The sequence below is a fragment of the Methylobacterium thuringiense genome, from assembly GCF_022179645.1.
Lineage (GTDB): Bacteria > Pseudomonadota > Alphaproteobacteria > Rhizobiales > Beijerinckiaceae > Methylobacterium > Methylobacterium thuringiense.
Genome location: NZ_BPRA01000002.1, coordinates 134,926 through 157,434 on the forward strand (window position 1 = coordinate 134,926; position 22,509 = coordinate 157,434).

At 66.6% G+C, this 22,509-nt stretch carries 23 protein-coding genes; 16 read left to right on the forward strand and 7 right to left on the reverse strand.

What is annotated here, in order from left to right:
• Positions 1–84: 84 nt before the first annotated feature.
• The 4 genes from mch to MFF07_RS02685 all read right to left on the reverse strand — a co-directional run bounded on the left by mch (position 85) and on the right by MFF07_RS02685 (position 4,223).
• Positions 85–1,056, reverse strand: a complete 972-nt coding sequence (gene mch, locus MFF07_RS02670; RefSeq protein ID WP_147817073.1) for a methenyltetrahydromethanopterin cyclohydrolase — start codon at positions 1,054–1,056, stop codon at positions 85–87.
• Positions 986–2,200 carry an ATP-grasp domain-containing protein gene (locus tag MFF07_RS02675; RefSeq protein WP_238230607.1) on the reverse strand — a complete coding sequence of 405 codons (1,215 nt, stop codon included), beginning with the start codon at positions 2,198–2,200 and terminating at the stop codon, positions 986–988. The genes mch and MFF07_RS02675 overlap by 71 nt, the downstream gene beginning before the upstream one ends.
• Before the next feature lie 14 nt (positions 2,201–2,214).
• The gene (locus MFF07_RS02680) at positions 2,215–3,108 is read right to left on the reverse strand and encodes an NADP-dependent methylenetetrahydromethanopterin/methylenetetrahydrofolate dehydrogenase (RefSeq protein WP_147817074.1); all 894 of its coding nucleotides are present in this window, start codon (positions 3,106–3,108) and stop codon (positions 2,215–2,217) included.
• Positions 3,109–3,221: 113 nt separating this feature from the next.
• Complete coding sequence (locus MFF07_RS02685) at positions 3,222–4,223, reverse strand: beta-ribofuranosylaminobenzene 5'-phosphate synthase family protein (RefSeq protein WP_147817075.1); 1,002 nt, start codon at positions 4,221–4,223, stop codon at positions 3,222–3,224.
• A gap of 394 nt (positions 4,224–4,617) precedes the next feature.
• On the opposite strand from MFF07_RS02685, the gene MFF07_RS02690 reads away from it, so the two are divergent.
• The 16 genes from MFF07_RS02690 (at position 4,618) to folK (ending at position 18,608) form a co-directional block, all read left to right on the forward strand.
• Positions 4,618–5,694, forward strand: coding sequence for a molybdopterin-binding domain-containing protein (locus MFF07_RS02690; protein ID WP_147817076.1), 1,077 nt, complete (start codon positions 4,618–4,620; stop codon positions 5,692–5,694).
• On the forward strand, positions 5,688–7,331 hold the full coding sequence (locus tag MFF07_RS02695) for a formylmethanofuran dehydrogenase subunit A (RefSeq protein ID WP_238230608.1): 1,644 nt from the start codon (positions 5,688–5,690) through the stop codon (positions 7,329–7,331). The genes MFF07_RS02690 and MFF07_RS02695 overlap by 7 nt, the downstream gene beginning before the upstream one ends.
• A gap of 30 nt (positions 7,332–7,361) precedes the next feature.
• On the forward strand, positions 7,362–8,300 hold the full coding sequence (gene fhcD / locus MFF07_RS02700; RefSeq protein WP_147817078.1) for a formylmethanofuran--tetrahydromethanopterin N-formyltransferase: 939 nt from the start codon (positions 7,362–7,364) through the stop codon (positions 8,298–8,300).
• Entirely contained in the window at positions 8,297–9,094 is a 798-nt protein-coding gene (locus MFF07_RS02705) for a formylmethanofuran dehydrogenase subunit C (protein WP_147817079.1), read from the forward strand. Before fhcD ends, MFF07_RS02705 begins: the two co-directional genes overlap by 4 nt.
• A gap of 174 nt (positions 9,095–9,268) precedes the next feature.
• The gene (locus MFF07_RS02710) at positions 9,269–9,409 is read left to right on the forward strand and encodes a hypothetical protein (RefSeq protein ID WP_238230609.1); all 141 of its coding nucleotides are present in this window, start codon (positions 9,269–9,271) and stop codon (positions 9,407–9,409) included.
• A 91-nt stretch (positions 9,410–9,500) separates the two neighbouring features.
• Complete coding sequence (locus MFF07_RS02715; RefSeq protein WP_238230610.1) at positions 9,501–11,123, forward strand: sensor histidine kinase; 1,623 nt, start codon at positions 9,501–9,503, stop codon at positions 11,121–11,123.
• The gene (locus tag MFF07_RS02720) at positions 11,120–11,824 is read left to right on the forward strand and encodes a response regulator transcription factor (RefSeq protein WP_147817082.1); all 705 of its coding nucleotides are present in this window, start codon (positions 11,120–11,122) and stop codon (positions 11,822–11,824) included. The genes MFF07_RS02715 and MFF07_RS02720 overlap by 4 nt, the downstream gene beginning before the upstream one ends.
• Positions 11,825–12,002: 178 nt before the next feature.
• Entirely contained in the window at positions 12,003–12,092 is a 90-nt protein-coding gene (pqqA, locus tag MFF07_RS02725) for a pyrroloquinoline quinone precursor peptide PqqA (RefSeq protein WP_007564431.1), read from the forward strand.
• A 41-nt stretch (positions 12,093–12,133) separates the two neighbouring features.
• Positions 12,134–13,033: a pyrroloquinoline quinone biosynthesis protein PqqB gene (pqqB, locus tag MFF07_RS02730; RefSeq protein WP_147817083.1), complete on the forward strand. Its 900-nt coding sequence runs from the start codon at positions 12,134–12,136 to the stop codon at positions 13,031–13,033.
• A 381-nt stretch (positions 13,034–13,414) separates the two neighbouring features.
• On the forward strand, positions 13,415–14,500 hold the full coding sequence (gene pqqC / locus MFF07_RS02735) for a pyrroloquinoline-quinone synthase PqqC (RefSeq protein WP_147817084.1): 1,086 nt from the start codon (positions 13,415–13,417) through the stop codon (positions 14,498–14,500).
• The gene (gene pqqE, locus MFF07_RS02740) at positions 14,497–15,651 is read left to right on the forward strand and encodes a pyrroloquinoline quinone biosynthesis protein PqqE (RefSeq protein WP_147817085.1); all 1,155 of its coding nucleotides are present in this window, start codon (positions 14,497–14,499) and stop codon (positions 15,649–15,651) included. The genes pqqC and pqqE overlap by 4 nt, the downstream gene beginning before the upstream one ends.
• The gene (locus MFF07_RS02745; RefSeq protein WP_238230613.1) at positions 15,648–16,358 is read left to right on the forward strand and encodes a hypothetical protein; all 711 of its coding nucleotides are present in this window, start codon (positions 15,648–15,650) and stop codon (positions 16,356–16,358) included. Before pqqE ends, MFF07_RS02745 begins: the two co-directional genes overlap by 4 nt.
• Complete coding sequence (locus MFF07_RS02750; protein ID WP_147817087.1) at positions 16,339–16,710, forward strand: hypothetical protein; 372 nt, start codon at positions 16,339–16,341, stop codon at positions 16,708–16,710. Before MFF07_RS02745 ends, MFF07_RS02750 begins: the two co-directional genes overlap by 20 nt.
• 272 nt (positions 16,711–16,982) lie before the next feature.
• The gene (folP, locus tag MFF07_RS02755; protein ID WP_238230674.1) at positions 16,983–17,765 is read left to right on the forward strand and encodes a dihydropteroate synthase; all 783 of its coding nucleotides are present in this window, start codon (positions 16,983–16,985) and stop codon (positions 17,763–17,765) included.
• The gene (gene folB / locus MFF07_RS02760; protein ID WP_147817089.1) at positions 17,758–18,135 is read left to right on the forward strand and encodes a dihydroneopterin aldolase; all 378 of its coding nucleotides are present in this window, start codon (positions 17,758–17,760) and stop codon (positions 18,133–18,135) included. Before folP ends, folB begins: the two co-directional genes overlap by 8 nt.
• A complete protein-coding gene (gene folK / locus MFF07_RS02765; RefSeq protein ID WP_147817090.1) occupies positions 18,132–18,608 on the forward strand; it encodes a 2-amino-4-hydroxy-6-hydroxymethyldihydropteridine diphosphokinase in 477 nt (158 codons plus the stop codon). Before folB ends, folK begins: the two co-directional genes overlap by 4 nt.
• A 28-nt stretch (positions 18,609–18,636) precedes the next feature.
• On the opposite strand, the gene xoxJ is transcribed toward folK, so the two are convergent.
• The 3 genes from xoxJ to xoxF1 form a co-directional block, all read right to left on the reverse strand.
• Entirely contained in the window at positions 18,637–19,488 is an 852-nt protein-coding gene (gene xoxJ / locus MFF07_RS02770; protein ID WP_147817091.1) for a rare earth element methanol dehydrogenase accessory protein XoxJ, read from the reverse strand.
• Positions 19,488–20,063 (reverse strand): c-type cytochrome, methanol metabolism-related, encoded by a 576-nt coding sequence (locus MFF07_RS02775; RefSeq protein ID WP_147817103.1) that lies wholly within the window; start codon positions 20,061–20,063, stop codon positions 19,488–19,490. The genes xoxJ and MFF07_RS02775 overlap by 1 nt, the downstream gene beginning before the upstream one ends.
• Positions 20,064–20,225: 162 nt before the next feature.
• The gene (gene xoxF1, locus MFF07_RS02780; RefSeq protein WP_147817092.1) at positions 20,226–22,016 is read right to left on the reverse strand and encodes a lanthanide-dependent methanol dehydrogenase XoxF1; all 1,791 of its coding nucleotides are present in this window, start codon (positions 22,014–22,016) and stop codon (positions 20,226–20,228) included.
• Positions 22,017–22,509 lie beyond the last annotated feature (493 nt).

The following is a 22,509-nucleotide window of genomic DNA, read 5'->3' on the forward strand; positions in this document are numbered from 1 at the left end:
GTCGGGCCTGCCCGATTTGTACTTTGCAAAGTGCAGATCACGGGCGAACCCGAGATCTGTCGAGGGGAGTGTTTCGCGTCGCGCTTACGAGAACGACGCGTCCACGAGGCTCGGCTCGAGCCGGCCGCCACGGAAGGTGCTGCCGGTGCGGACCGAGGTGACGATGGCTTCGGCCGGCGAGAACAGCGCGCCGTCGATCTTGTAGAAGTCGCCGTTCACCTTCGAGAAGATCTCGGCGAAGGGGGAGCCGTGATCGCTCGACGAAGTCGAGGGCAGTTGCTCCGCGAGCTGCTTGGCGTCCGCGTCGTCGGCATCGACGAAGAGCTGGACGCGGCCGCCATAGATGATGGCGTCGTTGGTCCGGCCCATCGCCTTGATGAAGTCCGGGTGCGGCGGCGAGAGCGGGGCCGAACCGATGCCGTCGAGGATCGCATGCAGGTCGAAGCCGACGGTGTGGGCCTTGTGCAGCGCGACTTCGAGGACGCGGGCGACGACCTGGGTGGAACCGGCGAGGCTCTGGGTCGGGGCGTAGATGAATGTCAGGTCCTCGGGACGCAGCTTGGTGGCCTCGGCGACCTTGGCCACGACGGAGGCCGGCGGAGCGCTGGCCGATTCGAGGACGAGCACGGTCTTGTCGGCGGAGTCGTGATAGCCGAGCTCCTTGTAGAGCTCCTCGACGACCGCGACGGCGCGGCCGGGGCCCGAGCCGAGGGCGAAGAAGCCAGAATCGCCGGTCTCGTCGGCAAGGCTCCAGCCGGCATACTGGCTGCCGAGGCAGGCCAATACCGGATCGGAGGTGTGGACCACCACCGAGTAGGGCCAAGACGCCACCGGGCCGGTGGGCACGATCGAGACGGTGCCGAGGCCGCCGAGGCAGATCTCGGCGAGGCGGCGGCCGGCTTCGATCGAGCCGCGCACCTGCGAGCCCGCATCGATCATGCGGGCGCCGCTCTCGTGTGCGACCGCGAGGCGCAGGACGTCGGCGTCAGCGACGAGCCGGTCGATGAGCGGAGCCGTCAGCGCGTTGATGCTCGGCGGCTTGATGTCGGTACCCATGAAGATCCGTTCTCCCATCGAGGAGGGCGGCGATCGTGCCGGCCCTCTCCCGCAATGTGTGTCTGACGGCCGCCGTATCCGGCCCGCACGCGGTCACCGTGCAGAACGGTGCGTCGCGCGCGACGGACGAGCCGTCGCGGGGACGGTCCCGCGCGAAATCGGGCCAGTCGAGCGGCGGTACGGAGGCGTAACGCCGCGCCGCGTAACAGATTTCGGAGCCCGCCGCATCCACCGGCGGCGGATCGAGCCGAGGCATGCGTCCGAGGCTTGCCTCGATATGGGCCGCGAGCAGCGGCGCCGGTCGGCGATCGAGGGCGTCGAGGGTTGCGCCGGGCCGTGGGTTGATCTCCAGCAGCCACCAACGGGCGCCGTCCACGAGCAGGTCCGCGCTGGCGATGCCGCGCAGCGCCGTCGCCTCGGCGAGGCGGGCGATCGCATCGGTGAAGGCGGCGAGCATGTCGGCCGAAACGGGCGAAGGCTCGTCGCGTCCTGGGGCGACCGCACCGGCGAAGCGGAACGGACGCAGGGCGCTCGGCCGGCTCCATTGCTCGGTGAGCGACAGCACGGCCACATCGCGACCGTCGGCCAGGAAATTCAGCGCGCAGGCGCGCCCCGGCACGCGGGCCTGGAAGTAGTGTCCGGGCGGAGCCGACCCTGCCGTCGCTGAGCGGATGTGAGAGCCGCCGGAACCGCCCGAGCGTTTCGTCAGCCACGCAGCGCGATCGGCCACGGGCTTCGTCGTGATGCGCGGATGCGGGATGGCGAGCCGCTCGCAAAGCGCGGCGAACAGCATGGGATCCTTCAGAGCAGCCACGGTGCCGGGGCCGGCGCCGATGAGGCGGTGGCGCCCGGCGATACGCGCCATCAACGCCGGCGCGCCCTCGAAGCCGCTGCCCAGGATGACGCCGAGGGTGCGGTTGCCGGCCAGTTCGGCCAGCGCATCGAGCCCCGCCAGCACGGTATCGGTGCCGTGCCGGCCGGTGCCGAAGCGGCCGGGCAAGGTCCGGTGTGCCTCGACGAGGTCGAGCGTGTCCACATCTCCGAAAAGATCGAGCACGAACGGGCGCAGGCCTGCCCGGCGCGCGGCCTGAGCGAGCGCCCGCCCGGACTGGGCCGCGATCAGGACCGCATCGCCCTCCCGCATGGTGACGGGGACCGTCAGCCCGCGATCTCGACCGCGAGCTTGTAGGCATCGCGAAAATCGAGGCAGAGCGGCTGGTCGGCGTCCAGCATGCGCCGGAACAGGCGGCACTGTGTCTGGTACTTGACGTTGCCGACGGCGAGCGCACCGATGCCGACGCCCTTGCCGGTGGGGAGCGCCACATCCTTGGCGTTGACGTCGATGCCGGCGATGCCGGCCGGCGGCACGGCATTGACGTCGGACGCGACGAGCAGCTTCGGCGCCGATTCGAGGTCGGTCGCCGACAGGATCGGAATGCCGGCGGGGCCGGCCGAAAGGATTACGTCGGCGTTCTCGATCGCCTTGCGGCGGTCTTCGGGGCTGGTGCCGTCGACGGCGTCGACGTCGATGCCGAAGCGCCATTTCATGGTGAAGGCGATCTTGGAGACGCGCTCCTCGCCGTCGTGGCCGACGAGGACGCTCTTGGCGCCTTCGAGCGCGCCGATCACCGCGGCGACGTAGGCGACGACGCCGGCGCCGCCGAAGATCACGATGCGCTTGCCCTTCAAGTCGGTGCCGAACTTCGCCTTCAGTGCGCGCGAGACCTCGGCGACCATGGCGGCGCCCGTGGTGAAGGAGCCTGCCGGGTCCGCGAAGATGTGGTTGGCGAAGGGCGGCACGAAGGCCTTCTTGGCCCGGTCCACCATGTCGAGGGCGTCCTCGGCGTTCTTGCCGCCGATGAACAGACCGGTGCGCACGCCGTCGTCGGGCGCGCGGGAAAAGATCGAATCCTGGGTGAGGGAGACTACGTCGGCGAGGTTGACCTCGGTGTAGGTGACGATGGTCTCGAAGCCGGCGTCGATCGCCATGTTCACGTCGAACGGGCTCATGTGCTTGAGCGGCGTCAGCATGTGCAGGATCGAGCGGGCCATGGTTGGTGTCCTTGTGTCCCGTGCGGGTCTCTGGCGAACCGCGCGCCGTTGCAAAGCCGATGGGACCGTCGCCGGTCAAGCGCAGGTTTCTTGAGTCGTCGAAAAGAAATTGTCTAGATATCCGAGACCGAAGCGCCTTCGTTTCGCCCCTTGGCGATGACGAAGCGCAGGCGGCCGGGGCGCTCCAGGGATGCGACGAGTTGCTGTGCCTCATGCTCGGAGGGCATGAGCGCGAAGCCGGTCGGCCCCCATGAGCTTTGACCGTAGCCGGACACGCCGCGCGCCGCCACGGCCTGCAGGACCTCGGCGACGGCGGCGCTGGCGTAGCGGCCACCTTGATGGGGCGCGAAATAATCGCCGATCCGCTCCTGGATCGTGGTGATGCCCCGGCCGAAGCCGTCGAGGTCGCCCGTCGCGACGGACGGGAGGACCTGCATCAGCGCGATGCGGCAGATCTCGGCGGCGCGGGCTTCCTCGAAGGGCGGGAGATCACGAAACGCCTCCGATTCGCTGCCGCCATGGACGCCCGTGGCGCCATCGTCGAGGATCAGCACCACGCGCCACGCCTCCGGCCAGGGCATGCGCGAGATCACGGGCGGCGGCGAGCCGCTACCGTCTCGGCCGCCGTCGACGATGAGGCCGCCCTCGGTGAAGGCGGCTAGGCCGACGCCAGAGCGGTTGCCGCGGTCTAGGACGTCGGCGAAGTCGAGGAGGTCGACGGCACGGCCGTTAAGCCGGGCGAGCGCTGCGGCGACGGCAAGGGCGAGCTGCGTGCCGGAGCCGAAGCCGGCATGGGCCGGGATCGCCTCCTCGACCTCCACCGCCACGGCATCGGAGACTTCGAGATGGGCGGCCGCGGCGAGCAGATAAGAGCGGATGCGCTCCGCTTCCGCGCCTTTGGCCGAGGCCCGCGCGGCCACGCTCGCCTTGATCTGCAGGGCCGGCGTGTCGATGGCGAGCCCGATGCTGCCGAAGCGGCGACCGAGACCGCCATGCATGTCGAGGAAGCCGAAATGCAGCCGGGCCGGGGCGCGGACCCTGACGGCGGCGGGAGCACCGGGGCGCGCGACATCGCCCTGCGGAGCCCTGACGGAGCCCGTCGTGCTTGCGCCCATCCTCTCCCCGGACTCGGCCACGACGATCCCCTTCCCTGTCTCGTACGACCGGGCGAGGTGTCGCGCCGGCCGATATCGGGCGGCTTGTCCCACGCGAAGGCGCCGGGAACAACCGGGCCGATGGGCCAAGTTCGCAGCGCCGGACGGTGCCGGATCCGCACGCCGACCTCCTGATCCGACCGGCCCCGTTAAGCCCCGGACTCGGGCCGATCTTACGGTGCGGGCTTGTGAAATCTCCCCCACAGGGCTTGCCGGGCGTCATTGGCGGATGCAAAAGCCGCCTCTGCCGACCGCCGGTCGCGGAATGACTTTTTCGCAGTGTGCCTCTCGCGGCAGGTCGGCTTCGGCCGGTCCGTCACGAGGGTCGGCGACGACGTTTTGGACGGGGAGGACCATGGCAGCCTGGGTCAAGGGAGACGCGGCCGACACAGACGCTGCCGTCGCGGCGGCCGCCGCTCTGCTCAGCGCGGCGCGCACACCGGTTTTCGCCGGGCTTTGCGCCGACGTCGCCGCGGTCCGTGCCGCCTACCGTCTCGCCGACCGCATCGGCGCCTCGCTCGATCCGGCCGCCGGTCCTGGCCTCTATGCCGAACTCGGCTCGCTCAGCTCCGGCGGCGCTTTGACCACCACGGCCCCCGAGACGCTCGGCCGTGCCGACACCGTCCTCGTCGTCGGCAGCCGTCCCTGGGACGGCGACCTCGTTTCCGAGATTGCCGATTCCAAGCCCGTGCGCGGACTCTCGGCCGGTGAGGAGCGCGTCGTGCTTTCCCTCGGCGGGCCGCGCAACGGCACCAGCCGGCATGTCGCCTATGGCATCGGCAATGCCGGGCTCGACGTCGCCATCGGCCATCTGCGCGCTTTCGTGCGCGGCCACCTCGCCGGTGAGGAAGCCTACGGCGACCTCGCGACCCGGCTCGCCGCCGCGAAGTTCGGCGTCGTGATCTACGATGCGGGCGAGATCGGCGAGGCCGGCACCGAAATGCTGCAGGGCCTGCTCAAAGACCTCAATGAGAAGACCCGCTTCTTCGCCCTGGGTCTGGCCGACCCGTTTCAGGGTCGCGCGGTGATGCAGCTCGCGTCCTGGACCACGGGGCAGGCGCCCCGCGTCGGCTTCGGTCGCCACCTGCCGGAGCACGATCCGTGGCGCTTCGACAGCGCCCGCCTAGTCGCCGAGGGCGAGGCCGACGCCGCGCTCTGGCTCGCCTCCCTGCCCGCTCCCCGTCCGGACTGGCTCACCCAGCTGCCCTCTATCGCTATCGTCGGCGAGGATAGCCCCGAGGCGCGGCCGGATACGGCCGAGATCGTCATCACCGTCGGCGTGCCCGGATCGTCGGCCGGCGGCGCCGTCTGGAACGATCGCCGCGGCGTCATCGGCTACGTGCCGGCGACGAGCGGCACCGTGGCTGCTACGGCAGCCGGCGTGATCGCCGAGATTTCCAAGAAGATCGCAGAGAAAGGCGCCTCATGCTGACCCGTATCCACGGCGGCCGGGTCGTCGATCCGACCGACGGGCGCGACGCCGTCGGCGACGTCTGGATCGAGGACGGCCAAGTCGTCGCCCCCTCGGAGCGCAAGCCCGACCGCACCATCGACGCCTCGGGCTGCGTGGTGATGGCGGGCGGCGTCGAGGTTCACTCGCACATCGCCGGCGGCAACGTCGTGATGAGCCGCCTGCTGCTGCCCGAGCTCTATGTCAGCGAGTCGGCGCCGAACGGCCATCCCTTCGCCCATGCCGGCGGCTCGGGCTCATGGGTCGGCGCGAACTATGCGCGCATGGGTTACACGACCGCCGTCGAGCCGGCCCTCCCGCCGTCGAACGCCCTGGCCACCCATCTCGAGCTCGCCGACATTCCGCTGCTCGACCGCGGCGCGCTCGCGGTGATGGGCAACGACGACCACCTGCTGCAGCTGCTCCGCGACGGCGAGAGCAAGGATGCGGTGCGCGATCTGGTGACCCACACCCTGGCCCATGCCCGCGGACTCGGCGTGAAGTGCATCAATGCCGGCGGCGCCTCCGCCTTCAAGGACGGCGTGCTGAAGCTCAGCCTCGACGACGAAATCCCGGTCTACGGCCTGTCGACCCGCAAGATCATGACGGCCCTGCTTGATGCCGTCGAAGAGATCGGCGTGCCGCACCCGCTGCATGTCCACTGCAACAACCTCGGTCTTCCCGGCGCCGACGACTCGTTCGTCTCGACGCTGGAGGCTGCGGAAGGCCGGCGCATCCACTTCGCGCACGCCCAGTTCTACGCCTACGGCGTGGTCGACCCGAACGACCCGAGCAAGGGCGGCTTCCGCTCGGCGGCCGAGCGGATCACCGAGGCGATGGAGGCGCATCCCAACGCCACCTACGACGTCGGTCAGGTCGTGTTCGGCCAGACGGTGACGATCTCACTGGACATCCTGCGCCAGTTCGGTGGCCGCAAGGGCGCCAAGCCGAAGAAGTGGGTGCTGACGGCGGGTGATGCCGAGGGCGGCGGCGTGGTGCCGTTCCTCTACAAGCCCCGCGGCAGCGTCTCCTCCCTGCAATGGGCGATCGGCCTCGAGCTGATGCTGCTCTCGAAGGACCCTGAGCGCACCATCCTGACCACCGACCACCCGAACGGCGGCGTCTTCACCGAGTATCCGCGCATCATCCACCTGCTGATGAGCAAGGAAGAGCGCGAGAAGGAAATCGCGACGCTTCCGGCCATCGTCGGTGAGCGCTCGACCCTGCCGACGATCGAGCGCGAGTATACGCTCAGCGAGATCGCGCAGCTGACCCGCTCGGGACCGGCGAAACTCCTGGGCCTGACCGATCGCGGGCATCTGCGCGTCGGCGCCAAGGCCGACATCGCGGTCTATCGCGACAGCGCGGACCGCACGGCGATGTTCTCGCATGCCCGCCTCGTATTGAAAGACGGCGAGACCATCGTCGAGGACGGCGAGGTCGTGTCCTGGCGCTCCGGCCGCACCCTCGAACTCGACGTCGAGCCGGATGCAGCGATCGTCAAGCGCAGCGAGACCTATCTTCAGGACCGCTTCGGCCAGGGGCTCGACAGCTTCGCAGTGCCCGACGCGGCCTTCCCCGAGACCGAGATTTTCGAGGACGTCGCATGCCGGGCGTGATGCGTGGACGACAGGCGGCGGGCGACTGACATGGCTGACCTCATCCTCAACGGCATCAAGGTCGAAGACACCTTCGCCGAAGCCTTCGACGTTGCCGGCACCGCGATCATCGTGACCAACGACACGCCCAAATGGGCGATGATCGCGGCCACGACGATGACGGGCTTTGCGACTTCGGTGATCGGCTGCGGCGCAGAAGCCGGCATCGACGCCGAGCTGTCTCCGGAAGAGACCCCGGATGGGCGCCCCGGCGTCCGTATCCTGCTGTTCGGCTTCGAGCCGAATGGCCTTAAGGAGCAGCTCCTGAAGCGTGTCGGCCAGTGCATCCTGACCTGCCCCGGCACGGCCTGCTTCGCCGGCGTCGAGGGCCCCACGAAGATCAAGCTCGGCGGGGCGATCCGCTTCTTCGGTGACGGTTTCGCCGTCGCCAAGCGCCTGCCCGACGAGACCGGCAAGATGCGCCGCTACTGGCGCATTCCGGTGATGGACGGCGAATTCCTCTGCGAGGATTCGGTGCGTGCTGTCGACGGTGCCGTCGGCGGCGGCAACCTGCTCTTTCTCGGCCGGACGCATTCGGAGACCTTGAAGGTCGCCGAGATCGCAGTCGACGCGGCCCGCTCCGTGCCCGGCGCGATCCTGCCCTTCCCCGGCGGTATCGTCCGCTCCGGCTCGAAGGTCGGCGGCCGCACCAAGGGCATGATGGCATCGACCAACGACGCCTATTGCCCGACGTTGAAGGGCCGGGCGGGCTCCGCGCTGCCGCCAGATTGCGGCGTGGTGCTCGAGATCGTCATCGACGCACTCACCTCGAAGGCGGTGGCCGAGTCCATGCGCGTGGCGCTGCATGCCTCGACCAAGGCCGGCGCGGCGCACGGGCTGATCGCTGTGACGGCCGGCAATTACGGCGGCAATCTCGGCCGCCATCACTATCACCTCAAGGATCTCCTCGGAGAGGGGCCGATCGTATGAGCACGCTCAAGCTGCGCTCCGAGCCGCCGGAGCGGATCGACCTGCTCAACATCAATCCGCTCGCGCTGAGCAAGATGTCGGAGGCGGATGCCGCCAGGATTCCCGTCGGCACGAGCCGGCGCGGGTTGACCCTCGGCGACGTTTTCTCGATCGCGCTCGACGGCTCGGACAGCCTCGTCATCGAGGGTGGTTCGGGACGGCTCGACCGCGTCGGCGCTTCGCTCTCGCAGGGCACGGTGCGTGTCGAGGGTGACGTCGGCCAGCGCCTCGGCGCCGGCATGGCCGGCGGCAGCCTCATCGTCACCGGATCGGCCGGTCCATTCGCGGCTTCTGGTGCCACGGGCGGCACCATCACGATCGAGGGCGATGCCGGCGACCATGCCGGTGGAGCTGTCTACGCCGCCAAGGCAGGGCTCGACGGTGCGACGCTGATCATCCACGGAACGGCCGGCGACGGCCTCGGTGATCGCATGCGCCGCGGCATCATACTGGTCGACAAGGCCGGCGCCCGCGCCGGTTCGCGTATGATCGCCGGCACCATCGTCGCCGGATCGCTCGGCGCCGAACCGGGCTACGGCATGCGCCGCGGCACTATCGTTGCCGGCAGCCACGGTGCTCTTCTACCGACCTTCGTCGAGACCGGCACGCCGGATCTCGTCTTCCTGCGCCTTCTCGCCCGCTCGCTTGCCGGGCTGCGTACGAAGCACGCGGATTTGCTGAAGGGCTGTATGCGCCGCTATTCCGGTGACCTCGCGACGCTCGGTAAGGGCGAGTTCTTTACGCCCGCCGGCTAAATCGGTCGGCATCGACCTGCAGGATATCTCTTGCCGGTCTGCCGGATCGTCCCAGTTTGCAGGTTGCGGGCAAGAAGAGCCCGCGACCGGGACGCGAGGCTCCTGCCGATGTTTCTACTGATGTCCGTTTGTCTTCTGTCCGCGCCGGCCACGTGCCACGAGGAGCGGATCAACATGTCACTCGGCAACCCCAACCCCTTCATCTGCATGCGCAATTCCCAAAGCGCGTTGGCGGAGTGGCAGGGCAATCACCCCGATCTCTCCATCAAGACCTGGCGCTGCGCCGCAAAGGCGAGCCTGCCCAAGGACTTGTGAGTCAGGTCGACCCCCGGTAGCTGGCGCTTGGCCCGACCGGCCTGCGGTGACACTGTCCCGCATCGGGCGCGGGCCGTAGGGGTCGGAGACCATGCGTTCGCTGAAGGTTCGGTTCGCGCTGCTACTCGGTGGCTCCGCGCTGCTGGTGGTCCTGGCGGCGGCGGGCGTGCTCTGGTCGATCAGCCTGGCAGAACGTACCATCGATCGCGTGCTCGCCGCCCAGCACCGGCTCGAGCTGCTCGCCGAACTTTCAGGACGTCTCACGCAGTTCGGCCTCGCCGCCGTCGAGACCCTCGGCAATCCGGACACGCCGCCCGAGGCGATGGCGGTGACCCGTGACGCGGTCGACAAGGCGCTCAACACCGTCGACGAAGCGATCGGGCGCGGCATGGCCGAGAGCCAGGATCCGTTCGAGCGGATCCAGTACATGGCCCGCACCCGGCCGCTGGCCAAGTTGCGCGCCTCGCGGGTGATCCTCGACCGTCAGGTCAATCTGATCCAGCGCGAATTCGAACCGCAGCGGCGCAAGGACTCGATCCAAGGAGCGCTCAACGCCTTCGGTGCGATGACGGGCCAGCCGCTCTCGCTGTTGATCGAGACCGAACGGCGCTCGATGACCGCGGGTTCGGACGAGGCACGCACGGTATCAGAACGCCTGCGTACGCTCTCGCTCGTTGCCGTACTTCTGGCGCTGGCACTTCTCGCGGTTCTCTATCGCAGCGTCACGCGGCCGACGCTGAAGCGCATTGAGACGATCCGGAAGGCGGCCGGCGCCGTCGGCTCCGGCGCCCTCGACACCCGGCTCTCGGTGGCGACGCGCGACGAACTCGGCCTGCTGGTGGCGAATTTCAACCGCATGGCCGCCCGCCTCGCCCGCCGCGAGGGCCGGCTCGCCGCCGACCGCGCCGCTCTGGAAGATACGGTCGAAGCCCGCACCGTCGACCTGCGTTCGGCCAACGAGCGTCTGGAAATGGTCGACCGCTCCCGCCGCCGCTTCTTCGCCGACGTCAGCCACGAACTGCGCACGCCGCTCACCGTGATCCTCGGCGAATGCGATCTTGCCGGCCGCTCGCAGGGACGCGTCGTCGATTACGGGCCGGTCTTCGCCACCATCCGCAAGCGAGCACAGGGGCTTAAGCGACGGGTCGAGGACCTGCTGCGTGTCGCCCGCTCGGAATCCGGCCAGATCGAACTCGACCGGCGGCCGGTCAGCGCGCTTGCGGTGCTCACCGCCGCCGTCGAAGGCGCCGCCTCCGAGGCTTCCAAACGCCGTGTCGCGCTGACCCTGGAACCGGGCGACCGCGACGTCGAGCTGAGAGCCGACCCGGAATGGCTGCGTCAGGTCGTCGAGAGCCTGACCGACAACGCCTTGCGCCACGCCACCGGGCTGAGCCGGATCGTCATCGCACTGGCCGAACGCGAGGAGGCGGGCGAGTGTCGGGCCAGGGTGACCGTCACCGATGACGGTCCCGGCTTCCCGGCTCAGGGCGAGGGCCTGTTCGAACGCTTCCGGCGGGACAGTCATTCGGGAGAGCCGGGCTTTGGCATAGGCTTGGCTCTAGCGCGCTGGGTGATAGAGCGGCATGATGGTGCCATAAGCCTGGGCTCCGGCGACGATGGTCGTGGAGCGCGCGTGACGATCGACCTGCCCGCTGCCGACATGGCGCTGGAGCATTCGGGTGATCGGCAAAGGTTGAGGACTGGGGTGGCATGACGCGCGTTTTGATCGTCGAGGATGACAGCGACATCCGCGGCATGCTCGCTCGCGGCCTCGAGGCCGAAGGTTTCTCGGTCGGCGTAGCCGAACGGGTCGACGACGCGCTGAGCGCCGCGCGTGACGATTCTCCTGAAGCCGTGGTGCTCGACATCACCCTGCCCGACGGTTCGGGTCACGATGTCTGCCGATCACTCCGCGAGGGCGGATATCCCGGCGCGATCCTGTTCTTGAGCGCTCGCGACGAGATCCGGGACCGTGTCGAAGGCCTCGCTCTCGGTGCGGACGACTACATCGTCAAGCCGTTCATCTTCGACGAACTGCTCGCCCGCCTGCAGACGCATCTCCTGCGTCGGCGCGAGGCCGATTCTCCGCGCACCATCGTCACGGCCGGCCGGCTCGTGCTCGATCTCAATGTCCGTCAGGTGAGTTTTGGGGATGCGTCGGCACGCCTCACCCCTCGCGAGGCGGAGCTGTTGGCGCTGCTGATGGAGGAGGTCAACAAGCCGATCGCCCGCGGCGCGATCTTCGACAAGCTCTGGGCGACCCAGGGCGGCCTCTCGCTGAATGTCGTCGATGTCTACGTGGGTTACCTGCGCAGCAAGCTCTCGGATTTCGTCCGTTTCGGCGGTCCCGTGATCGTCACCGTGCGTGGAAAAGGCTTCATGCTCGACCTGCGCGGGCAAGACTTCCGCCATTGACCCCGACCGATCGAACGCACGGGATTTCGGGCATATCCGGCAATTTGGCTCTTGCGATACCCGGCCGAATTGGCGATATACCTCTCGCGCAAGAAACCTAGCGCCGTCAGTGTCTTAGTATCCTCTTATGAGGCGTGCAGATGCTGCTGACGTCTTAGAAAAAATCTGGAGAGATGCCATGAAGTGGGCCGCCCCCGTCGTTTCCGAGATCTGCGTCGGCATGGAAGTCACGAGCTACGAGTCGGCTGAGATCGACACCTTCAACTGAGGTGTAGCGCCGGCCGAGGATTGCAGACAGCGGGTCCAACCATGCGTGTCGTAGTTCTCGGCTCGGCTGCGGGTGGCGGCGTTCCCCAGTGGAACTGCCGCTGCTCTATCTGTTCTCTCGCGTGGGACGGCGATCCCCGCGTCAAACCCCGGACGCAGTCGAGCATCGCGGTTTCTCCCGACGGAGAACGCTGGCTCCTTGTCAACGCCTCCCCCGATATCCGCCAGCAGATCCAGGCCAACCGCGCGATGTTTCCGCGCGAGGGCCTGCGGCATTCGCCGATCCATGCAGTGCTGCTGACCAATGGCGATGTCGATCATGTCGCCGGCCTGCTGACGCTGCGCGAAGGTCAGCCCTACACGCTCTACGCGACGCCCGGCATCCTTGGCTCGGTCAGCGACAACCGCGTCTTCGATGTGATGGCGGCCGATGTGGTGACGCGCCAGCCGATCGCCCTGAACGACACTTTCGAGCCGGTGCCGGGCCTGACGGTCACGCTGTTCTCCGTCCCCGGCAAGGTGCCGCTCTGGCTGGAAGACGCCAGCATGGAGATCGGCGCCGAGACCGAAACCACGGTCGGTGCGATGATCGAGGCTGGCGGCAAGCGGCTTGCCTACATTCCCGGCTGCGCCCGCGTCACGGATGGGCTCAAAGAGCGGATCGGGGGGGTCGACGCACTGCTGTTCGACGGCACGGTGCTGGAGGATGACGACATGATCCGCGCCGGGGTCGGCACCAAGACCGGCTGGCGCATGGGCCACATCCAGATGAACGGCGAGACCGGCTCGATCGCCTCGCTCAGTGGCTGCACCATCGGCCGCCGCGTGTTCGTTCACATCAACAACACCAACCCTGTACTGGTCGAGGGCTCGCCGGAGCGCGCGAGCGTCGAGGATCGGGGGTGGACGGTGGCTCACGACGGATTGAGCCTGTCGCTGTAGTCGGCCGACAGCTTCGCTCTGCGTCATTCCGGGGCCGCGAAGCGAAACCCAGAGCCGACGACTCGCCGGAGCGTGTCGGGCCGGTTCCGGTTTCTTGCCTGCGGCGAGCCCTGGAATGACGGTCTGGGCGAAGCCAGCCCACTTCATAAGAGCTTTATCAGCATGGCCGCTTCGGCCCCACGAGCTAAAATACCTTATCGCTGAATGGCTTGGTACCATTTTCAGCCATAGCTCCCGCATTCGGGAGCATCTGGAAATTCCGCTCGAAGTGGATATATTTTGCACGATACAGTTGGGTCCACTACGTTGATACCTTGGTATTCCGTTGGACCCATCTAAGAAACGTTCCAGGAAACGCACGAGACGGACCGCGACGACGCCATGACCGCGATTTTCCCGACCCCGGCAGCCGACGAAGACCAGCGGCTCCTGAGCCCCGACGAGCTCGAGGCGGCGCTGCGCGACATCGGTGCGCGCCGCTACCACAACCTGCATCCGTTCCACCGCCTGCTGCACGACGGCAAGCTGAACAAGGATCAGGTTCGGGCCTGGGCACTCAACCGCTACTATTATCAGGCGATGATCCCGGTGAAGGACGCCGCCGTCCTCGCACGGATGCAGGACGCACAGCTGCGCCGGATCTGGCGCCAGCGGATCGTCGACCATGACGGCGACGCGCCGGGCGACGGCGGCATCGAGCGTTGGCTCAAGCTCGCCGAGGGCGTCGGCTTTTCGCGCGATTACGTGCTGTCGACGAAGGGCATCCTCTCGGCGACGAAATTCTCCGTCGAGGCCTATGTGCATTTCGTGGCCGAGAAGCCGCTGCTGGAGGCGATCGCTTCTTCGCTCACCGAGATGTTCTCGCCGACGATCATCTCCGAGCGCGTCGCCGGGATGCTGAAGAACTACGACTTCATCACCAAGGACACGCTCGCCTACTTCGAGAAGCGCCTGACCCAGGCGCCGCGCGACGCCGATTTCGCCCTCGAATACGTCAAGCAGCACGCCACCACGCCGGAGCTTCAGCGCAAGGCGATGGCGGCGCTGACCTTCAAGTGCACCGTGCTCTGGACGCAGCTCGACGCGCTCTACTTCGCCTATGTCGCCCCCGGCATGGTACCGCCGGAGGCTTGGCAGCCGGGCGAAGGCCTCGTCGCGGAGAAGACGACGGCGCCTGCGGGGGGTAAACATGGCCCTTTCGTCGGCAGTGACGTGCCGCGCCTGCCGCGTGGCGTGCGTCTGCGCTTCGACGATGTCCGCGAAAAGCACGTGCTGCTCGCGCCCGAACGCACCTTCGATCTCGACGACAACGCCGTGGCGGTCCTGAAGCTTGTCGACGGCAAGCGCTCGGTCGGCGACATCGCGGGCGAGCTTGCAGCCAACTACGCTGCCGACCGTTCCCTCATCGAGGCCGACATCGGCACGATGTTGGCCGAACTCGCACAGAAGAGGGTCCTGGAGCGATGAACGCACCGACACCCGCACTCGTCCCCGCCGAAGTCATCCCGGCGCCCGTGGGCCTGCTCGCCGAGCTGACCCATCGCTGTCCGCTGCGTTGCCCGTACTGCTCCAATCCGATGGAGCTCGACCGGCGCTCGGCGGAGCTCGACACGGCGACGTGGCTGCGGGTGCTGACCGAGGCCTCGAAGCTCGGCGTGCTGCATGTGCATCTCTCCGGCGGCGAGCCGACGGCGCGCAACGACATCGTCGAGATCACGGCAAAATGCGCCGAACTCGGCCTGTATTCGAACCTCATCACCTCCGGTGTCGGCGGTGCTCTGAGCAAGCTCGATGCGCTCTACGATGCTGGCCTCGATCACGTGCAGCTGTCGGTGCAGGGCGTCGATGCGGCCAACGCCGAGAAGATCGGCGGCCTGAAGAACGCCCAGCCGCAGAAGATGCAGTTCGCGGCGCGCGTCACCGAACTCGGCCTGCCGCTGACGCTGAATTCGGTGATCCATCGCGGCAACATCCACGAGGTGCCGGGCTTCATCGATCTTGCGGTCAAGCTGGGGGCCAAGCGGCTGGAGGTCGCCCACACCCAGTATTATGGCTGGGCTTTCGTGAACCGTGCCTCGCTGATGCCGAACAAAGCCCAGGTCGACGAGTCGATCCGCATCGTCGAGGCGGCGCGCGAGCGGCTCAAAGGCGAACTCGTCATCGATCTCGTCGTGCCGGATTACTACGCGAAGTACCCCAAGGCCTGCGCCGGCGGCTGGGGCCGCAAGCTCATGAACGTCACGCCGCAGGGGAAGGTCCTGCCTTGCCACGCGGCCGAGACGATCCCCAATCTCGAGTTCTGGTACGTCACCGATCATTCCCTCGGCGAGATCTGGACGCAGTCTCCGGCCTTCAACGCCTATCGCGGCACCTCTTGGATGAAGGAGCCCTGCCGCTCCTGCGACCGGCGCGAGAAGGATTGGGGCGGCTGCCGTTGCCAGGCCCTGGCTCTTACAGGCGATGCCGCCGCGACCGATCCAGCCTGCTCGCTCTCGCCGCTTCACGCGAAGATGCGTGAATTGGCCACGGAGGAGGCTGCCGAAAACCCGCCGGACTACATATACCGGACCATCGGGAGCAATGTGCAATCTCCCCTCAAGGAAAAGGCACCGCTTTGAAACCGATCGTCCTCGCCTCGGCTCTCGCCCTGGCCTTCCTTCCGTCGCTTGCCGACGCGCAACCGACCGACACGCCCGCGCCCACGAAGGCCGCGGTCCCGGCTACGCCTGATCCGTCGGACGTGCTGTTCGACCAGCCGCAGATGAAGAACACCCAGCCGGGCAGTACCATCCGCTACGCTTATGTCCGGCGCAGCGGCATCACGCGTGGCCCCTACGGACCGCCGCTCGACGACGAGATCAAGCTCAAGATCGAGCCGGGCAAGACCGCCGAGAATCGCGACATCCAAGTGCAGATGTTTTCGGGCGCGAACCGCGCGCCGGCCGGCCCGTTCGAGGACATGCCAGGCAATCCGATCCTGCCGCTGTTCCTCGAGAACCATCTCAAGGGCCTTGCTGCTTTGCTCGAAGCGAACCCGCGTTACATCAAGAATGCCATCCGCAAGGGGCTTCGCGACAAGTCCACGATCACGGCGACGAAAATTGACTTCAAGGGTCGTCAGATCGATGGCTGGAAGATCGTGACCAGCCCCTTCGTCGGCGATCCGCTGACCGACCGGATGCGCGGTTTCGACAAGATCACCTACACCTTCGTCACCTCGCCGGAGGTTCCGGGCGAGATCGTCTCGATCGAGGCGCAGGCCAAGAAGCCGGATGGCGGAGAACTTCTCGAGGAGACGGTGAACTATGATCAGAACGCTGGTTAAAGGCGTCGCCACTTTCGCTTGCCTTGCCGCCTTGGCGGGATCGGCGTCCGCCGAGGGTACCGAGAACGACTATCCGACCGATGCGCGCGTGGACTACGTCTTCGGCTGCATGGCCGCGAATGGCCAGACCCGCGAGGCGATGGAGAAGTGCTCCTGCTCGGTGGACCAGCTCGCCGCGATCCTGCCCTACGACAAGTACGTCTCGGCGAGCACGATCCTGTCGATGCGCCAGGGTGCCGGCGGCCAGCGCCAGAATGCCTTCAGGGCCACCAAGATGTACGAGGACAAGGTCGCGGATCTGCGCCGCGCCCAGGCGGAGGCCGAGATCCGCTGCTACCGCGGTGGCGCTTGAGAAGGCTTCGTCGGTTGTTCCGGGTCGTCGTAGGCGAGCCCGGAACAACCGCCATGTCCTTATCGGTTCTATGATCGTCGTAGATCGAAAACGTTGTCACTGGGGTCTGGAATTCCGGAGCGATCATCGAGACATTGCCGGATAGACCCGGGCAGGGCATGACCGCGCTCGAGTGTCCCGCCGGAGCTTTCGTGTCCCCTCCCCTTGCGTCCCCGGCCCAAAGCCGAAGCTTGTCCGATCTGCTGCCCGGTCTCGGTCGGCGCTGCCTCGTCATGGGTATCCTCAACGTGACGCCGGATTCGTTTTCGGACGGCGGCAAGTTCGAGAAACCCGAGGCGGCGCGCGCACAGGCTGAAGCCCTCGTCGCCGAGGGCGCGGCGCTGGTGGATATCGGCGGCGAATCGACCCGGCCCGGCCATGTCCCGGTCTCGGCCGAGGACGAGCAGGCCCGCGTCGTCCCGGTGATCGCGGCGCTGGCCGGACGGCTCGCCGTCCCGATCTCCATCGATACCTACAAGGCCTCGACGGCGGGTGCCGCCTTGAGGGCCGGCGCCGCCATCGTCAACGACGTCTGGGGTCTGCAGCGTGACCCCGACATCGCCCGGGTGGCGGCCGACCACGGTGCGCCGGTCATCGCGATGCACAACCGCGAAACCATCGATCCGGGCATCGACATCATCAGTGACATGCTGGCGTTCTTCGAGCGCTCGTTGTCCATCGCCCGGCGCGCCGGCATCCCCGATGCGGCGATTGCGCTCGATCCGGGTATCGGCTTCGGGAAGTCCTGGCAGCAGCATCTCGAGGCGCTGCGGCGGCTGCCGGAGATCAGGGCGCTCGGCTTCCCGCTCCTCGTCGGCGTCTCACGTAAATCTCTGCTCGGCCGGCTCCACGACAAGGAGACCGATCCGGGAGACCGCCTGTTCGGCTCGATCGCCGCCCATGTCCTGGCCGGCACCCTCGGCGCCGACATCCTGCGCGTCCACGAAGTGCGCCCGCATGTCGAAGCCCTTCGCGTCGTCGACGCCGTGATGCGTCCGGAAGCAATCCGTGGCTGATCGTATCCTCGTCCACCGCATCGCGGTCTTCGCCTATCACGGCGTCCTGGCCGAAGAGGCGCGGCTTGGCCAGCGCTTCTACCTCTCGCTCGATTGCGGGCTCGATCTCTCGCAGGCGGGGGCCTCGGACGACGTCGCCCATACCGTCAGCTACGCCGACCTCACCGAGATCGCCGTCGAGATCGCGTCGAAGAAGCGCTTCGCCCTGATCGAAGCCCTGGCCGAATCGATCGCAGCCGAGATTCTTTCGCGCTTCCCGATGATCGCGCGGGCGACCGTGCGGGTCGACAAGCCGAGTGCGCCGGTGGCTGCGGTCATCGACGGCGTCGGCGTCGAGATCACCCGGTTCCGAACGGGGGCCGCACGATGACACGCGCCTATCTCGGCCTCGGCAGCAATGTCGGCGACAAGGCGGCGATGCTCGCGGAGGCGGTGACGCGGCTCGGCAAGACACCGGGTATCCGCGTCGTCGCCCGCTCGCGCGATTATCGCACGCCGCCCTGGGGTGACACTGATCAAGACTGGTTCCTGAACGCGACGCTCGGAGTCGACACCGACCTGACGCCGCATGATCTGCTGGAAGCCGGGCTGGCCATCGAGGCCGCGCTCGGCCGCGTGCGCGAACGCCGCTGGGGGCCTCGCCGCATCGATATCGATGTGTTGTCCTACGAAGGGGCCGAGGTCAGCGACGAGCGGCTGGTGTTGCCGCACCGGTTCGTGCGCGAGCGCGCCTTCGTACTGGTACCGCTCGTGGAAATAGCGCCGGATCTCGTCATCGGCGGCGAGACGGTCAGCGAAGCGCTGGCCAAGCTCGATCGCGCGGGCATCACGCCGCTGGCGTGAGCCGGGCCGCTATGCGGTCCGGCCGTGTTCACTCGTTCGAGGATTGCAGGGGCTTGTTCTCTTCCTCGTCGAGAAGCGGCACCTCGTACGCGCGCAACACCTTCTCGATGTCGGCCTTGCGCTTGCGAAGTGCCGTATTGAGGCTTCGCTTCCAGTCGTTTTCGTTCTGGCGCACACCCATGGAAACCCGGAAGGCCATGGGTGGCCGGTCCGGTTCCTTCAGCAGCGGCACGACGTCCATCTCCACGCCGCTCTGCTTGGCCAGCCAGCCGCCGGATGGTCCCCAGAGGATCGCGACATCAAGCTTCTTCGATGCGACGTCGGCAATCACCTCGGCGGCGACCGTCTGGAATTTACGGTCCGCGCCGAACGAATACGGGGTGTAGGAGTGGGTCTTGCTCGTCATCCCGAGTTCGCCGATCCGGTTGGCTGGCGGCGTTCCCGCGATCAGTCCGATCTCCTTGCCCTTGAGTTTCGGATCATCGAGCGAGGTCACTCCGGCCAGTTCACCTCGGCGGGAGATGAGGGCGTAGGCAGAGCGGTAATAGGGGTTCGTCGGCTGGATGATGTCGCCGCCGGACGTGCCGATGATGACGTCGCACAGACCTGTACCGAGCGTGTTGCGGACGAAGCCGGGGCCTTGCGTCAGCCAGTAGTAGCGGAGCTTTACCTTCAGCTCGTCGGCAATGATCTCTGCGATCTTGTTCTCGAAACCGTCGCCCTTGCGTTCGGAGAACGGCATGTTGCCGGGGTCCGAGCAGACGCGCAGGACGTCGGTGGTGACGAGATCGGGAAGATGCTGCGCAAACGCGTCGCGCGCCCCTGCCGAAAACAGCAGGAGCGCGCCGAGCGCAGCCTTGAACGGTGCGCGGATGATCATCAGCCGCCCAGGCAATCCTTTTCGGTCGCCTTGGCCGAGTCCGGCTTCTCTTCCTTCTCGCCGGGACGTGCGCGTCCCCAGGCGCCGGAGGCGCGAGCGCGCAAGTAGACGTAGAGATCGTCTGCGTAGCACATCACGTTCTTGTTGTCGGCAAAGGCCGGCATGACCTTCTGGTCCGACGAGCTCACGTCCTGCTTGCCGCCGGCGAGGATTCCCATGAACTCGCTGTAGCTCAGATGCTTCAGGCTGTCCTTGAGGGCGGGCGCATAGGTCGAACCCATGGCGTCCGGGCCGTGGCAGACGTGGCATTCGGCGTGATAGCGGCGGTAGCCGGAATACGTGAACCAGTCGACTTTCTTGCCGTCGCTGGTGATGTGGAAGGTCGGATCGCCTGCCTTGTCCTTGTACTTGCCGCCGTCGACCGCAGTGGCCGCGCTGGCAGCGAGAACCTTGTCGTCGAGTTCCTTGGCATTCGGATCGAGCTTGTTGGCCAGTTCGGCGTTGGCGGGCTTAGCATCTTCCGCGCGAACGGCCACGGACGAGATCGTCCCGAGAGCAAGGACGGCTACGGCCATCCGGAGCGCGGACTTGTTCGTGTAACGCAACGAGTTTCTCCCAGTGTTTTTGTTGCGCTGCAACATAAGCGGCCGCGACAACCTTTGACTTAAGGACATAATCATAAAGATGCCGGCGCGGAAACCCGCGCCGGCATCTCTTAGTCATGCGTTACGTGCGGCTTAGTTGTTCGGCAGAGCGAACACGGTGAGCTGACCACCGAGGTTGGTGTAGCTCGAGAGGGCGGCGTAGCCGCCCACTGCGCCGAGGCCGGCATTCGGGTCGGTCAGACCGGCCGCGAGGCCGATGCCTGCCCAGCCGCCGACGCCCGACAGGACGCCGATGTGCTGCTTGCCCTTGTGCTCGTAGGTCATCACGTTGCCGATGATGCCCGACGGGGTCTTGAACTTGTAGAGTTCCTTACCCGTCTTGGCGTCGACGGCCTTCAGGTAACCTTCGAGCGTGCCGTAGAAGACCACGTCGCCGGCCGTTGCGAGTGCACCGCCCCAGGCGGAGAACTGCTCGGGGTTCGACCACTTGATCTTACCGTTGACGCCGTCCCAGGCGATGAAGTTACCCATGCCGCCATGGCTGTTCGGCGCGGGGTACATCGACAGGGTGGCGCCGACATAAGGCTGACCCGGGGTGTAGGAGACCTTGAAGGGCTCGTAGTCCATGCAGACGTGGTTAGTCGGCACGTAGAACAGCGAGGTCTTCGGCGAGTAGGCCGCAGGCTGCTGGTCCTTGGAGCCGAGAGCCGCCGGGCAGATGCCCTTCGAGTTCACGTCTTCACCGTTCTGCTCGGTCGAGTACTTGGAGACAACCTGCGGACGACCGGTCTTGAGGTCGACCTTGGTGGCCCAGTTCACGGCCGGATCGTACTTCTCGGCGACCAGCAGCTCGCCGGTGGCGCGATCGAGGGTGTAGCCGAAGCCGTTACGGTCGAAGTGGGTCAGGAGCGGGCGCTCCTTGCCGTCGACCTTCTGATCCGTGAGGATCATCTCGTTGATGCCGTCGAAGTCCCACTCGTCGTGCGGGGTCATCTGGTAGACCCACTTGGCGACGCCGGTATCGGGGTTACGACCGAACACGGTCATCGACCACTTGTTGTCGCCCGGACGCTGCTTGGGGTTCCAGGTCGAGGGGTTGCCCGAGCCGTAGTAGAACAGGTCCAGCTTGGGGTCGTAGGAGAACCAGCCCCAGGTGCAGCCGCCGCCGGTCTTCCACTGGTCGCCTTCCCAGGTCTTGATCGAGGAGTCCTTGCCGATGGGCTTGCCCATGTCGGTGGTCTTCTCGGGGTCGATGAGCAGCTGGTCGTCGGTGCCGACCGAGTAGGCGCGCCAGGCCTTCTTGCCGTCCTTCAGGTTGTAAGCGGTGACGTGGCACTGCACGCCGAACTCACCACCCGAAATGCCGACGATGACCTTGTCCTTCACCGGGAGAACGGTGGCGGTGTTGGTCTCACCCTTGGACGGGTCGCCGTTCTTGACGGACCAGTTGACCTTGCCGGTCTTCGCGTCGAGCGAGACGAGGGTGGTGTCGGCCTGGTGCAGGAGGATCGTGCCGTCGGCATAGGCGAGACCACGGTTGACCGTGTCGCAGCACATGACCGGGATCACGGACGGATCCTGCTTGGGCTCGTACTTCCAGACGATCTTCGAGCCCTGGTCGAGGTCCAGCGCGTAGACGATGTTCGGGAAGGGGGTGTGGACGTACATCATGTTGCCGACCACGAGAGGCGAACCCTCGTGACCACGCAGAACGCCGGTGGAGAAGGTCCAGGCAACCTGGAGGTTCTTCACGTTGGAGGCGTTGATCTGATCGAGCTTCGAATAGCGCGTGTTGGCGTAATCGACGGTCTGAAGCGCCTGCTCCGCCGGGTTGGCGATGGACTTCAGAACGCTTTCGTTGGCCATGGCCGGCGTCGCAATCGCGATGCCCGCACCAAGTGCGAGAAGGTGTACCGCTCTCATGGATTCCTCCGGCAAGCCATTACTCCGCGACCTTCGGCATGATGCCGTGGACGTGGATCGGCCTGCTGTTTGCGACAGGGATCGAATTTCGCTTCGGCAGCTCGCGAGAGAACCCTCAACGCACTGTGTTTAAGGCCTTTCCGGGCAAGAACCGCCATCCCTGGGCGGCCCCGCTGAAACCGAAGCTTGAACGAACTCTAAGAAAAAATCGGACGCCGTCAACTCGCTTCCGCAAGCTGCGTCGAAGGCACGGTCAAGTCGTGATGAACGAAAACTCAACGGCCAAGCTGAACGTGCCACCCACAATTCTTATGTTGCAGCGCACTATAACGAATTTCCGGTAGAAATTTCCGTATAGGCATTTTGCGCAACCGCATGCACGGATAGCATGTGCCGTTCCAGCGGGGCGATACGCTATGATCCAGGCGCTCGACCTTTACCGATTCCTACCAGTTCCGCCGGTCGGAATTTGCCGAATTATCCCGTGCAGTGC